At 68.8% G+C, this 13,396-nt stretch carries 12 protein-coding genes; 8 read left to right on the top strand and 4 right to left on the bottom strand.

Annotated elements, in window-relative coordinates:
• Positions 1-16: 16 nt before the first annotated feature.
• Positions 17-1,843: an AMP-dependent synthetase/ligase gene (locus EY822_RS00510; RefSeq protein WP_150306481.1), complete on the bottom strand. Its 1,827-nt coding sequence runs from the start codon at positions 1,841-1,843 to the stop codon at positions 17-19.
• A 149-nt stretch (positions 1,844-1,992) separates the two neighbouring features.
• Here EY822_RS00510 and EY822_RS00505 point away from each other — a divergent pair, with 149 nt between their 5' ends.
• The 3 genes from EY822_RS00505 (at position 1,993) to EY822_RS00495 (ending at position 5,214) form a co-directional block, all read left to right on the top strand.
• Positions 1,993-2,958, top strand: a complete 966-nt coding sequence (locus tag EY822_RS00505; protein ID WP_150306480.1) for an ROK family glucokinase — start codon at positions 1,993-1,995, stop codon at positions 2,956-2,958.
• 126 nt (positions 2,959-3,084) lie between these two features.
• Entirely contained in the window at positions 3,085-3,774 is a 690-nt protein-coding gene (locus EY822_RS00500) for a lysophospholipid acyltransferase family protein (RefSeq protein ID WP_150306479.1), read from the top strand.
• A gap of 111 nt (positions 3,775-3,885) precedes the next feature.
• Entirely contained in the window at positions 3,886-5,214 is a 1,329-nt protein-coding gene (locus tag EY822_RS00495) for a class II 3-deoxy-7-phosphoheptulonate synthase (RefSeq protein WP_150308689.1), read from the top strand.
• Positions 5,215-5,394: 180 nt separating this feature from the next.
• Here EY822_RS00495 and pknB read toward each other — a convergent pair whose 3' ends face one another.
• Entirely contained in the window at positions 5,395-7,359 is a 1,965-nt protein-coding gene (gene pknB, locus EY822_RS00490; protein WP_150306478.1) for a Stk1 family PASTA domain-containing Ser/Thr kinase, read from the bottom strand.
• An 80-nt stretch (positions 7,360-7,439) separates the two neighbouring features.
• Positions 7,440-8,636 (bottom strand): LysM peptidoglycan-binding domain-containing protein, encoded by a 1,197-nt coding sequence (locus EY822_RS00485; RefSeq protein ID WP_454824029.1) that lies wholly within the window; start codon positions 8,634-8,636, stop codon positions 7,440-7,442.
• Positions 8,637-8,910: 274 nt separating this feature from the next.
• Here EY822_RS00485 and EY822_RS00480 point away from each other — a divergent pair, with 274 nt between their 5' ends.
• Positions 8,911-9,258 carry an Rv2175c family DNA-binding protein gene (locus EY822_RS00480; protein WP_406610288.1) on the top strand — a complete coding sequence of 116 codons (348 nt, stop codon included), beginning with the start codon at positions 8,911-8,913 and terminating at the stop codon, positions 9,256-9,258.
• An 89-nt stretch (positions 9,259-9,347) separates the two neighbouring features.
• On the opposite strand, the gene EY822_RS00475 is transcribed toward EY822_RS00480, so the two are convergent.
• A complete protein-coding gene (locus EY822_RS00475) occupies positions 9,348-10,460 on the bottom strand; it encodes a polyprenyl synthetase family protein (RefSeq protein ID WP_150306477.1) in 1,113 nt (370 codons plus the stop codon).
• An 83-nt stretch (positions 10,461-10,543) separates the two neighbouring features.
• Between EY822_RS00475 and EY822_RS00470 the strand changes: the two genes are divergently transcribed.
• From EY822_RS00470 to EY822_RS00455, 4 genes are all read left to right on the top strand, one after another.
• Positions 10,544-10,936, top strand: coding sequence for a DUF3040 domain-containing protein (locus EY822_RS00470; RefSeq protein WP_150306476.1), 393 nt, complete (start codon positions 10,544-10,546; stop codon positions 10,934-10,936).
• Between the two features lie 294 nt (positions 10,937-11,230).
• Positions 11,231-11,662, top strand: coding sequence for a division/cell wall cluster transcriptional repressor MraZ (gene mraZ, locus EY822_RS00465; protein WP_150306475.1), 432 nt, complete (start codon positions 11,231-11,233; stop codon positions 11,660-11,662).
• Positions 11,663-11,767: 105 nt separating this feature from the next.
• Positions 11,768-12,724 (top strand): 16S rRNA (cytosine(1402)-N(4))-methyltransferase RsmH, encoded by a 957-nt coding sequence (rsmH, locus tag EY822_RS00460; RefSeq protein ID WP_150306474.1) that lies wholly within the window; start codon positions 11,768-11,770, stop codon positions 12,722-12,724.
• Positions 12,721-13,365, top strand: coding sequence for a hypothetical protein (locus EY822_RS00455; protein ID WP_150306473.1), 645 nt, complete (start codon positions 12,721-12,723; stop codon positions 13,363-13,365). The genes rsmH and EY822_RS00455 overlap by 4 nt, the downstream gene beginning before the upstream one ends.
• The last annotated feature ends 31 nt before the right edge of the window (positions 13,366-13,396 follow it).

The following is a 13,396-nucleotide window of genomic DNA, read 5'->3' as shown; positions in this document are numbered from 1 at the left end:
TCGGACGTTCCACCGCTCAGAAGTTCAGCGAGTGGCCCTCGGTGACGGGCGCCGATACGTACATCGAGTCGATCACGCTCGCGAAGTCGTTCACGATGATGGCGCGCTTGATCGACATCTTGGGCGTGAGGTGACCGCTCGCCTCGGTGAGCTCCGTGGGCAGCACCACGAACTTGCGGATGGACTCCGCCCGCGAGACATGCGCGTTCGCGAGGTCCACCGACCGCTGCACCTCGGCCAGCACGACCGGGTGCTTCGCCGCCTCGGTAATCGGCATGTGCTCGTCCTCGCCGTTGTTCTTCAGCCACACGGGCAGCATCTCGGGGTCGAGGGTGACGAGGGCACTGATGAACGGGCGGTTGTCGCCCACCACGATCACCTGTCCGATGATGGGGTTGGCGCGGATCGGGTCCTCGAGCGCCGCCGGGGCGACGTTCTTCCCGCCGGCGGTCACGAGCATCTCCTTCTTGCGCCCGGTGATGGAGAGGTAGCCCTCCTCGTCCACGGTGCCGATATCGCCCGTCTTGAACCACTCGCCGTCCATGACCTCCGCGGTCGCCGCCGGGTTGTTCCAGTAGCCGTCGAACACGTTGATGCCGCGCACCTGGATCTCGCCGTCATCCGCGATGCGGATGGACACCCCCGGCAGCGCCGGGCCGGTGGAGCCGATCTTGAAGGTGGACGGCCTTCCGACGGAGACCGGCGCCGTGGTCTCGGTGAGACCGTAGCCCTCGAGGATGGTGATGCCGAGGCTGCGGAAGAAGTGGCCGAGCCGGAGCCCGAGCGGGGCGGACCCCGATACGGCGTACTCCACGTTGCCGCCCATGGCCGCTCGCAGCTTGCTGTAGACGAGCTTGTCGAAGAGGGCGAACTGCGCCTTCAGCTTGAACGGCACGTGTCCGGCGTCGACGGCCTTGGAGTGCTCCACCGCGACATCCGCCGCGTGACGGAAGATCTTGCCCTTGCCGGCGGCCTCGGCCTTCTGCTCGGCCGAGTTGTACACCTTCTCGAACACCCGGGGGACCGCGAGCAGGAAGGTGGGCTTGAACGATCCCATCGAGGGCAGCAGCTGCTTCGTGTCGGGCTGGTGACCGACCTTCACTCCGCCGTGCACCGACAGGACGGCGATGAACCGAGCGAAGATGTGCGCGGTGGTGATGAACAGCAGGGTGGTGGACCCCGGACGGATGACCTCGGGGATGGCACGGGCGGCGTTGCGGCTCAGCTCCACGAAGTTCGAGTGCGTGAGCACGCACCCCTTCGGGCGACCGGTGCTGCCCGACGTGTAGATGAGGGTGGCGAGGTCGCTGCCCTTCGCGAGCGACCGGCGACGTTCCACCTCATCGTCGGACACGCCGGTGCCCGATGCGGCGAGCTTGTCGAGGTCGCCGAGGTCGACCTGCCAGACCTTGCTGACGAGCGGCGCATCCGCACGGATCTCGTCGAAGCGGAGGAAGTGGTCGGGGGTCTCCACGATCATGGCGACGGCACCCGAGTCGATCAGGTTCCACTGCACCTGGCTCGGCGAGGACGTCTCGTACACCGGGACGAGCACGGCGCCGGCGAACCAGGTCGCGAAGTCGATGAGCGTCCACTCGTACCGCGTCTTGCACATCAACCCGATCTTGTCGCCGGGTTCGATTCCCGCGGCGATCAACCCCTTCGCAAGAGCACGAACCTGGGCGAGGAACTCCGACGCCGTCACGTCCTTCCAGCCCCCGGATTCGGTGGGCAGGGCGAACAGGGCGAGGTCGGGCGTCTCCGCCACGCGCTGCAGGAGCAGGTCCGTCGCATTCGCGTCCGGGTCGGCCTCTACGAGGGCGGGCACGTCGTATTGCTTCACGGCAACTCCTTCGGTACCGGTCGGGTGATGTCCAATACTCTAGCCTGTAGGCGGGGTCTCGAATCGGTGTCGTCCCGGCACTTTCGTGCTGCGCACGCCCCAGTTCCATAACCCCCTTCCCGTCCCCTTCGCCCCCGGAGAGTAGTCCCGTGCATTCAGTAGGAATCGACATCGGCGGCACCAAGATCGCGGGCGCCCTGGTCGACGACCTCGGCACGATCCTCCGCGAGGACCGCCAGCCCACGCCGGCGGGATCCCCGGACTCGATCGTCGACACCGTGGTCGCGATGGTCGAGCGCCTGTCGGTGGGGGAGCCGGTCGCCGCGGTGGGTGTGGCCGCCGCGGGGTTCATCGATGCCGCCCAGTCGACCGTCTACTACGCGCCGAACATCAACTGGCGCAACGAGCCCTTCCGGGACAAGCTCGAGGCGCGCATCCCGCTGCCGATCATCGTCGAGAACGACGCGAACGCCGCGGGGTGGGCCGAGTTCCGCTACGGCGCCGGACGGCTCGTCAGCGACATGGTGATGCTCACCATAGGCACCGGCGTGGGCGGCGCGATCGTCGCCGGTGACCGTCTGTTCCGCGGCGGCTTCGGTGCCGGGGCCGAACTCGGACACATGCGGGTCGTGCCCGGCGGGCTGCCCTGCGGCTGCGGGGCGCACGGGTGCATCGAGCAGTACGGATCGGGCCGGGCACTCCTCCGCATCGCGAACGAGCTCGCCGACCTGGGCGGCCCGCACGGCGGCGCCCTCGCCGAGCGTCGCAGCGAAGCCGGAGTCCTCACCGGCGCCGACGTGAGCGCGCTGATCATCGCGGGCGACCCCGGCGCGATCGGAGCGCTCCGGCAACTCGGCACGTCGCTCGGCGAGGCGTGCGCGAGCCTCGGTGCGATCCTCGACCCGCAACTGTTCGTGTTCGGCGGTGGCGTGGCCCAGGCCGGCGACCTGCTGCTCGATCCCATCCGCGAGGCGTACGCCGCCCACCTCCCCGCACGGGGCTACCACCCCGAGCCCGACTTCCGGATCGCGGAACTGGTGAACGACGCGGGCGTCGTCGGAGCGGCCGACCTGGCGCGACTCCACGCCGACCTGCTGCCGACCCGCGTCCGGTAGCAGCGTGCGCCGGCCGCGTCCGGTGGCAGCGCCAGGCGTCCGGTGCACCGGATCGGCGCCGACGTCGGAATGCGCGATGGTGCCTCGGCTCGTCGGTAAGCTGTACCAGATCGGTCGGGAGGACCCATGTTCTATTGGTTCATGAAGAATCTGGTCGCCGGGCCACTGCTGAAGAGCACCTTCCGCCCCTGGGTGACCGGATCCGACAACATCCCGAAAAAGGGCGCGGTCATCCTGGCGAGCAACCACCTGTCGTTCATCGACTCGGTGTTCCTCCCTCTCGTCATCGACCGCAACGTGGCGTTCCTCGCCAAGAGCGACTACTTCACCGGCAAAGGCATCAAAGGCTGGGCCACGAAGATGTTCTTCAAGGCCACCGGCATGCTGCCCATCGACCGGTCGGGGGGAAAAGCCTCCGAGGCGTCCCTCAACACCGGCCTCCGCCGGCTCGCGGCCGGCCACGTGCTCGGCATCTACCCCGAGGGCACGCGCAGCCCCGACGGGAAGATGTACCGGGGCCGCACCGGCGTCGCACGCATGATCCTGGAGGGCCACGTGCCCGTGGTGCCGGTGGCGATGATCGACACCGAGAAGGTCATGCCGATCGGTTCCCGCATCCCGAAGGTGCGACGGATTGGTGTGGTCATCGGGGAGCCACTAGATTTCAGTAGGTTCGAAGGCCTCGAGGGTGACCGCTTCATCCTGCGCTCGATCACCGACGAGATCATGTACGAGCTCAACAAGCTGAGCGGTCAGGAATACGTGGACGTGTATGCGACTTCGGTGAAGGAGAAGCGCGCGAGCGTCTCTCGCTGAGTCGCCCGTCCGGCGAGGGCCGACAGTGGCCGGAACCCAAGCATTCGATAGGAAACGCAGGATACACACGTGGCAATCACCAGCGAACAGGTCGTTCTCCCGCAGCAGTCCGTGATCGAGGGACTCGATCACTGGCGCACACTCGAGATCAAGCAGCAGCCGCACTGGCCGGACGCGGATGCCGTGCGCGCCGCCTCGGCGGAGATCGCGACTCTGCCGCCGCTCGTCTTCGCGGGCGAGGTCGACATCCTCCGCGACCGCCTCGCGCGTGCCGCCTCGGGCGGCGCCTTCCTGCTGCAGGGCGGCGACTGCGCCGAGACCTTCGCGGGCGCGACGGCCGAGGCCATCCGCAACCGGGTGAAGACCATCCTGCAGATGGCCGTCGTGCTCACCTACGGCGCCTCGATGCCGGTCATCAAGATGGGTCGGATGGCCGGGCAGTTCGCCAAGCCGCGGTCCAGCGAGTCGGAGACCCGCGGTGGCGTCACGCTGCCGGCATACCGCGGTGACATCGTCAACGGTTACGACTTCACCCCGCAGTCCCGGACGGCCGACCCGGCCCGGTTGGTGAAGGGTTACCACACCGCCGCATCCACACTCAATCTCATCCGAGCGTTCACCCAGGGCGGCTTCGCCGACCTCCGCCAGGTGCACGACTGGAACAAGGGCTTCACGTCGAACCCGGCGAACCAGCGCTACGAGCAGCTCGCCCGCGAGATCGACCGCGCCATCAAGTTCATGGAGGCGGCCGGCGCCAACTTCGACGAGCTGAAGCGGGTGGAGTTCTACACGGCCCACGAGAGCCTGCTGATGGACTACGAGCGACCGATGACCCGGATCGACTCACGCACGGGCACGCCGTACAACACCAGCGCCCACTTCGTCTGGATCGGTGAGCGCACCCGCGAGCTCGACGGCGCCCACGTGGACTTCCTCTCCCGCGTACGCAATCCGATCGGCGTCAAACTCGGACCGGCGACCACGCCCGCGCAGGTTCACGAGCTCATCGAGAAGCTCGACCCGACGCGCGAGCCCGGGCGACTCACGTTCATCACGCGGATGGGTGCCGGGAAGATCCGCGACGCCCTGCCGCCCCTGCTCGAATCGGTGAAGTCGAGCGATGCCCTGCCGCTGTGGGTGTCCGACCCGATGCACGGCAACGGCCTCACCACGCCCACCGGATACAAGACCCGCCGCTTCGACGACGTGGTCGACGAGGTCAAGGGCTTCTTCGAGGCGCACCGCGATGCAGGCACCTTCCCCGGTGGCATCCACATCGAGTTGACCGGCGACGATGTGACCGAGTGCCTCGGCGGATCCGAGGACATCGACGAGGCCACCCTGGCCACGCGGTACGAGTCGCTCTGCGACCCCCGTCTCAACCACATGCAGTCGCTGGAACTCGCGTTCCTGGTGGCGGAGGAGTTGGGCGCCCGCTAGACCGGCTGCCCGCTAGTCGTGTGGGTGCGGGGGCGGGGATGCCTCGGGGCTCCGCCCGACGATGCCCACCGAACACCGAACACCGAACACCGAACCCCGAACCCCGAACCCCGCGACACCCCCGCCCCTTCACGTCGCTGAGGAAGCCGCGGTCGCGTGCGAGGTGCAGGGGTGGTTGGGTCAGCCGGAGGCGGTGATCGCCAGGTTGATCGTCGACCCGCGCCGCTGCATCGATCCGGGGTCGGGGCTCGCCGACACGACCTCGGTCAGCGGGTTCGGCAGTGCATCCCAGAACGCGGAGTACCGGACGACGAAACCGAACTCGGCGAGGGCGGCCTTCGCGTCGTCGCGGGTCAGGCCGATGACGGCGGGCACCTCCACGAGGTCGGGACCCTTCGACACGGTGAGGGTGACCGCGTCGCCCACCCGAACCGGGTCGGTCGTAGGTGTGACGGCGGTCACCGATCCGGCGGTGATCGTCTCGCTGAACTCCTCATCGCCGGGCTCGCCCACGAGCCCCACCGCGTCGAGGTTCGCGGTCGCTACGCCGACCGGCTGTCCCACCACGTCGGGGATCGGCCCAGCCGACACCACGAGCTGCACCGGGCGCCGTTCGGCATAGGTCTCGCCGAGCGCGGCACCCGCATCGTCGAGGGCGACGATCACATTGCCCTCCGCCACGTCGCTGAACTGTGCAACGGTGTCCCCGAGCACATCGAAGTCGGCGAACTGCTCCCGCACCTCGTCCTCGGGGCGGTCCTGGTAGTCACCGACGGGCACCATCCGCGGGCCGCTCGACACGATCAGATCGATGCCCTCACCGCTGTGCAGTCCGCTGCCCGCCGGAGGGTCGGTGCCGATGGCCGATCCGCTCGCCACGACGGGATCGGTGGTGTTCTCCACGGTGACCACGAAGCCGGTCTGTTCGAGTTGCGCCTGCGCCGTCGCGGCGTCGAGGTTCGCCACATCGGGCACGGCTATCGCGGCACCGGGACCGGAGCTGAAGTACCAGCCGGTGCCCGCAGCTGCTGCCGCGAGCATCACCACCATCGCGAAGAGCCAGAAGCCCCTGCGCCGTCGGGATCGCGTCTTGGTGGCGAGTGCGGACGCCCGTGCGGGAAGCTGCGGCTCATCGTCGCGGGCATCCCGTCCGTGCTCCTCGACCGCACCGGGCGGTGAATAGGGAACGGCGGATCCCGTCGCCCCGATCACCTGGGTCTCGGCGGTGGTGCCGACCTCCGGACCGAGGGCGGGCGGCAGCACCATGGTGCGCTGCGGACCCGCGGGTCGGAAGCCGTTCGACTCCATCAGCGTCTGCGCTTCGAAGAGCTGGTCGAGCATCGCGCCCGCGTCCCTCGGCCGCTGGTCCGGGTCCCGGGCCGTCGCCCACAGCACGAGGTCGTCGAGCTCCACCGGCACCGACGGATTCGCCGAGCTCGGCGGAGGCACCGTGTCGTTGGCGTGCTGGTAGGCGATCTGCATCGGCTGGTCGCCGGTGAACGGCTGGGCGCCGGCCAGCATCTCGTACATCATGATGCCGACCGCGTAGATGTCGCTCCGGGTGTCGGCGATGCCGCGGGTGACGAGTTCGGGGGAGAGGTAGGCGATGGTGCCGAGAAGCGCCTGTCCGGTGGCGGTGTTGGCGCTCACCGCCCGGGCGAGGCCGAAGTCGCCGATCTTGATGCGGCCGTCGTCGGCGAGCAGCACGTTCTCCGGCTTGAGGTCGCGATGCACGATGCCGGCCTTGTGCGCGGCGGCAAGACCGGAGAGCACGGCCTCCATGATGTCCATCGTCTGCTCGGGAGTGAGCGTCGTGTACTCCTGCAGAAGATCCCGCAGCGTCATGCCCTGCAGGTACTCCATCACCAGATAGGCGCTGTCGGCGTCCTGACCCTGGTCGAAGACGTTGACCACGTTCGGATGCGCGAGGCGTGCAGCGGACCGCGCCTCCTGAATGAACCGCTCGGTGAAGACCGTGTCATCGGCGAGGTGACCGTGCATCACCTTGATCGCCACGCGTCGCTCGAGACGCAGATCCGTGGCCACGTACACCGTCGCCATGCCGCCGCGCGCAATGCGGGAGCGCACCTGGTATCGGCCGTCGAGGAGACGGCCGATCATCGGGTCGGTCTGGCTGGTAGTCACTCGTCGATTCTAGGTTCGAGCCTCTTCACGATCCGGCCGAAACACCGCGGGGACCGATCCGTCGCCGACCCGACGACGGGTCATCCCAGCTGGTCGAGCCAGCCCCAGGCCGACGCCTCCCACTTGGCATACGCGGCGGGGTGCCCGGAGATCTGCACGGCCTGAGCGGCCTGCGACACGGTCATGGTCTGCCAGCCGCGGATGTCGAGGAGGCCGCGGGTAAGTCCCTTGTTGGGGTTGCTCGGGCCGCCGAAGAACGCACGGGTGCTGGCCGCGGGGTCGAGCAACCGCTCGCGCGGTCCCCAGCCCTGAGACGATCGCTGCTGGAACAGGCCGAGCGAGTCCCGGTCGCCCCAGGCGATGTTGCGCAGTGAGGACTCCTGCGCCGCGGTGGCCAGGGCGATCACGATGCCGTAGTCGCTGACGCCGAGGCTTCGTCCGACCGAGATGATGGTCGACGCGTGCCCGGCCATTTCCGCGGTCAGCGGCACGACGCCGTTGCGCACGGCCGGCGCGGCTGCGGGAGCGGCCGCCGGGGCAGCCGCGCTCGCACCCGGGATGACCAGGGTGCGGCCCGCGTAGATGATGCTCGACCAGTTGAGCCCATTGGCGTTCAGGATGTCCTGCACTGTGACGCCGTGTCGCCGGGCGATGCTCGTGAGCGTGTCACCGCTCTGGATGGTGTGGCTGCCTCCGACGGCCGCGACCGGAGCGCGAGCCGGAATCGGGGTGCTGACCACGGCCGCGGGAACGGTGCGCCCCGGAACGACGAGGGACAGACCGGGGTAGATGACGCTCCGCATGCCGAGGCCGTTGGCGGCGAGCATGGCCGCGGTGCCCACACCGTACTTCTGCGCGATCCTGCTCACCGTCTCGCCGGAGACGACGGTGTGCGTTCCGGAAGATGCGACGGGTGCCGCGACCGCCGCGGGGGTCGCAGCGGGTGCAGCCACGGCAGCGCCGGGGCCGAGGGTGAGCACCTGGCCGGGGAAGATCAGCGAACGCCAGCCGAGCCCGTTCTGGGCGAGCACCGACGCGGTCGACAGGCCGAAGCGGCCCGCGATGCTGCTGATGGTGTCACCGGAGACGACCCGGTACTGCTGCGGCGCGGCGGCCGGAGCGACCACGGTCGGCGCGGCGACCGGCGCAGCGGTGGGTTTCACCGGGGCGATCGCGGGGCCGCTCTTCGACTTCAGGGGCTTCTTCGGCGTCGAGGCCTCCGCGGGAGAGGCAATGCCGAGCGACAACGCCAGGGATCCCGCCAGCACGATCGGCATGGTGCCCAGCATGCTGCGGCCCAGTCGACCCTTGCCCTTCGGCGTGATCTTCCCCATGTCGGGCAGAGCGGAACTGCGCTCACCCTCGATGGTGCGTTTGGTGGTGTCGGTCATGGCGTCCCCGTCTACTCCGGCGATAGTTACGTTTCGTTAACACTTATACAGAAGGAGTGCTACGTACTCTACTGTTTCGGATGTTACTGGTGTGATTTGTACCCCGATCTGGGTAGCGCCCGGGATATTGGGCTCACCGGGACGTCCGTGGCACGCTTGGATCGTGACCGATATCTATTCCGACCGTTCGTGGCTCACCGTTCCCGACCTCGTGGACATGCTCGGCGTGAGTGCGGGCCGGGTCCGACGCCTCTTCGAGGACCGGCAGTTGCTCGCCGTGCGCATCGACGGGGTGCTCAAAGTCCCCGCCGACTTCCTGCGCGACGACGAACCGCTCCGCGAGCTGCGCGGCACCCTGGTGCTGCTCGCCGACGACGGGTTCAGCGATGACGAGGCGATGCGCTGGATGCTGACGCCGGAGGAGAGCCTCGGTGTGGCGCCGATCGACGCGCTGCGCTCCGGGCGCAAGACCGAGGTTCGCCGGGTCGCGCAGGCGCTCGCATTCTGAGCGCGTCCTCGCGATCGTTCTGAGCAGGCAGCCCCCGGCCGCTCCGGGCTATCGCTCGCGAACGCGGACGGTTCGGGGAGAACGGGTCGTCAGGACGTCCGACGGGTGACCGAGTCGGCGAGCCGCGTCAGCTCATCCACGGCCGGCGCCGACAGCGGTGCGCGGTTCAGCACGTCCAGTGCCTCGCTCACGTGCGCGTCGATCATGTCCTCGACCTCCGCCACGGCACCGCTTCGGACGATCCGGTCCTGCAGGCGGGAGATCGCCTCGATGTCGAGGGTGGGATCCCCGAGGAGCCGGTCGAGTTCCTCGCGATCATCCCGTGCGAGCCGGCCCCGGGCGGCAGCGATGAGCACGGTGCGCTTGCCCTCGCGGAGATCGTCCCCGCTCGGCTTACCGGTCACGGCCGCATCGCCGAACACTCCGAGGAGATCGTCGCGGAGCTGGTAGGCGATGCCGAGGGGGAGACCGAAGGCCCGGAGCGACTCCACCTGCTCCTCCCGTGCTCCTCCCAGCCGAGCGCCGATGACGAGCGGAGCCTCGACGCTGTATCTCGCCGACTTGTGCACGATCACTCGACGTGCCCGGGTCAGCGTGTCCGACTCCGGCACGGTGGGCCAGGCCCGCTCCTCCGCGACGTCGAGGTACTGGCCCAGGGTGACCTCGGTGCGCATGCGGTTGAACTCGTCCCGGGCGGCGGATGCGGCCTGGGCGTCGAGTCCGGCGAGGGCATCGCCGACGAGCTCGTCGCTCCAGGCCAGCAGCAGGTCGCCGAGCAGGATGGCGGCAGCCTCGCCGAACGCCTCGGCGTCGCCGACCCAGCCCGCCCCCCGGTGCTCGCTCTCGAATCGACGGTGTGCCGCGGGGGAGCCGCGGCGGGTGTCGGAGGAATCGATGATGTCGTCGTGCACGAGTGCCGCCGCGTGAAAGACCTCGAGTGCGCCCGCCATCCCGATCATCGACCCGGCCGAGGGCAGTGCCCGCCACGCGTCGGCGCCCGATCCCGGGGCGTCGACGACGGCCCGCCAGCCCCAGTGGCAGAACGACGCCCGGAACCTCTTGCCGCCTCTCAGGAAGTCCCTAGAAAACTGGAGGAAAGGGGCCAGATCAGGTCCGATGTGGCGCAGTGTCGCGTCGCGGGTGTCGAGGAAGTCATCCAACCGGCTCTGCACGAGGCTCACGAAGGGTCTACTTTCCAACACCCGCCTAGCCTAGCCACGGGCTGCACACTAGAATCGAAGCCTTACACATTCTTAGCGTCGAGCCCGAGCCTGAGGGGGACAAGATGCCGCTATCTGAGCAAGAGCAGCGCCTTCTCGAAGAGATGGAACGCAGTCTCTACCACAACGATGCCGACTTCGTCGCGACCGTCAGCGGTCGCCGGGGAAAGCCGAACTACACCTCCCTCGTGGTTGGCGTTCTGGTCTTCGTCCTGGGCATCGCCGCCCTGGCGACCGGCGTCATCGTGAAGATGCCGCTCATCGGCGTCCTCGGGTTCGCGATCATGCTCGCGGGCGTGCTGCTCGCGGTGTCGCCGGGCAAGGCGGGGCGTACCGGAGCGACTCCGTCGACACCGGGCCGAGCCTCGCCCATCCGTCCGCGCACCACCTCCTCCGGTGGTGACTTCATGACGAGACTCAACGACCGTTGGGAGAAGCGACAGGGCGGTCAGGACTAGCTCCTCCACTTCTCCCCACACCGCGATTCGCGCGAACTTTCGGGTCGACCTTCGGGTCGGCCCTTTTTCGTGCGCCCGTGCGTTCGCGGGCACCCGTACCGCGCATCCGCAGGTGCACCGCATAGCCGCACCCTCCCTTCGGCGTCTTTCCCTCCACCGTCCTCCACCCCTGCATCTTCTGGGGAAAGCGCCCCCAAAAGGTGGCGCAACGGACGCGATGTCGTAGGTGTGTGGGGCGTAGTGGAGTAAAGTGGAGGAACACACCATCCGCGGCCGGCATGAAGGGGGAGCGCCATGTTTCTCGGCACGTACGCCCCCAAGCTCGACGACAAAGGTCGCCTCATCCTCCCGGCCAAGTTCCGGGACGAGCTCGAGGGTGGTGTCGTCCTCACGCGCGGCCAGGACCGGTGCATCTACGTCTTCAGCACGCGCGAGTTCGAGGAACTGCACGAGCGGATGCGGCAGGCGCCGGTCACGAGCAAGCAGGCCCGCGACTACATGCGGGTGTTCCTCTCCGGCGCTCACGCCGAGACCCCGGACAAGCAGCACCGGGTCACCATTCCCGCGGCGCTCCGCTCCTACGCCGGTCTCGATCGCGAACTCACCGTCATCGGCGCCGGAAGTCGCGCCGAGATCTGGGACGCCGAAGCGTGGAACAGCTACCTGGCCGAGAACGAAGCCGCCTTCGCCGATACCGCCGAGGAGGTGATCCCGGGACTCTTCTAGCTCCTTGGGCCTGACTCCCAGCCGTTTCTCGCCCTGACGCACTTCCCCGGTGTCAGGTCGGAATGGATGGGGATCAGACCTCAGGATCACCGGTTCCTCCTCGTTATGGCACTCGATCGCATCCACACCCCGGTCCTGCTTCCCCGATGCATCGAACTGCTCGAACCCGCCCTCGCCCGCCCGGGCGCGGTGCTGGTCGACGCGACGCTCGGCATGGCGGGTCACGCGGAGGCGTTCCTGACCGCGCTGCCCGAACTCACCCTCGTGGGCATCGATCGTGACGAGGAGGCGCTCGCCATCGCGGGGGAGCGCCTCTCGTCGTTCCGCGATCGCGTTCGTCTCGTCCACGCCGTGTACGACGAGATCGGTGACGCTCTCGACGACCTCGGCATGCCGACCGTCGACGGCATCCTGTTCGACCTCGGGGTCTCGTCGCTGCAGCTCGATCGGGTGGAGCGCGGATTCTCCTACTCGAAGGACGCACCGCTCGACATGCGCATGGACGGCACCGCCGAGCTCACGGCGGAGCGCGTGCTCGCCGAGTACAGCGAGGCCGACCTCCGCCGTATCTTCTTCGCCTACGGCGAGGAGAAGCTCGCGAACCGCTACGCCAGGCGGATCGTCGAGGCGCGCACCCGGGAACCGCTCACCACCTCCGCGCAGCTCGTCGAGCTGCTGCAGGCCGCGACGCCCGCCGCGCTGTCGCGGGCCGGCCACCCGGCCAAGCGCGTGTTCCAGGCGCTGCGGATCGAGGTCAACGGCGAGCTCTCCGCTCTCGAGGGCGCGATCCCGACCGCGCTCGACCGACTCGCCGTGGGCGGCCGCATCGTCGTGCTGGCCTATCAGTCGCTCGAGGACCGGATCGTGAAGCGCGAACTCGCGACCCGATCGTCGTCGTCGGCCCCCGCCGGCCTCCCGGTCGAGCTCCCCGAGCACGCCCCCGAATTCCGCCTCCTCGTGCGCGGCGCCGAACTGGCGACCGACGAAGAGAAAGCCACCAATCCTCGCGCGACGCCGGTCCGGCTGCGCGCGGCAGAACGACTGAGAGGACGTGCCGCATGAGCGGAAACGTTGCACACGCGGTTCCCCGCACGGGGTGGATCGGTTCCCGTACCGATGCCGTCCGCGAGCAGGCCCGCAGGCACATCGAGATCGTGTCCACGCGCGATCAGCGGAAGGCCCGGCCGCGCACCGTCTACGCGTTGCTCATCGTCGGTGCACTCTTCGCCGTGCTGATGTCGCAGCTGCTCCTCAGCATCGGCCTCTCCGACGGTGCGTACGCCATCCAGGGCCTCCAGCAGCAGCAGCGCGAGCTGAGCCGCACGCAGCAGGTGCTCACCGAGGACCTCGAGCGACTGTCGTCGCCGCAGAACCTCGCCGCGAACGCCCAGGCTCTCGGCATGGTCAGCAACGCCGCCCCGGTGTACCTGCGGCTCTCCGACCGCGCCGTGCTCGGTGCGCCGGTCGCGGCGACCGCGGATGCGGGAGCCGCGCCCCTCGTCGGCAACGTGCTGCTCTCCGGTGTCGCCGTCGCCGCGGCGGGGTCCGCGGCGGAGCAGTCCGCGACGGACGACACGGCCGCGTCGACCCCCCCGGTGACCGGTGCCGACGGCATCCCGGTGACGGGAATGGGGTCCGGTGCCGCAGCGACGGACGCCGATGGCGTACCGGAATCGGGACTCCCCACGCCAATCACCCGCTGACGACCGATCGGCACGTACGATCCAGCAGTAC

The organism is Planctomonas psychrotolerans, assembly GCF_008642235.1.
Taxonomy (GTDB): domain Bacteria; phylum Actinomycetota; class Actinomycetes; order Actinomycetales; family Microbacteriaceae; genus Planctomonas; species Planctomonas psychrotolerans.
Note: the sequence above shows the minus strand (reverse complement) of the source record. Positions and strands in the feature narration are given on the sequence as shown.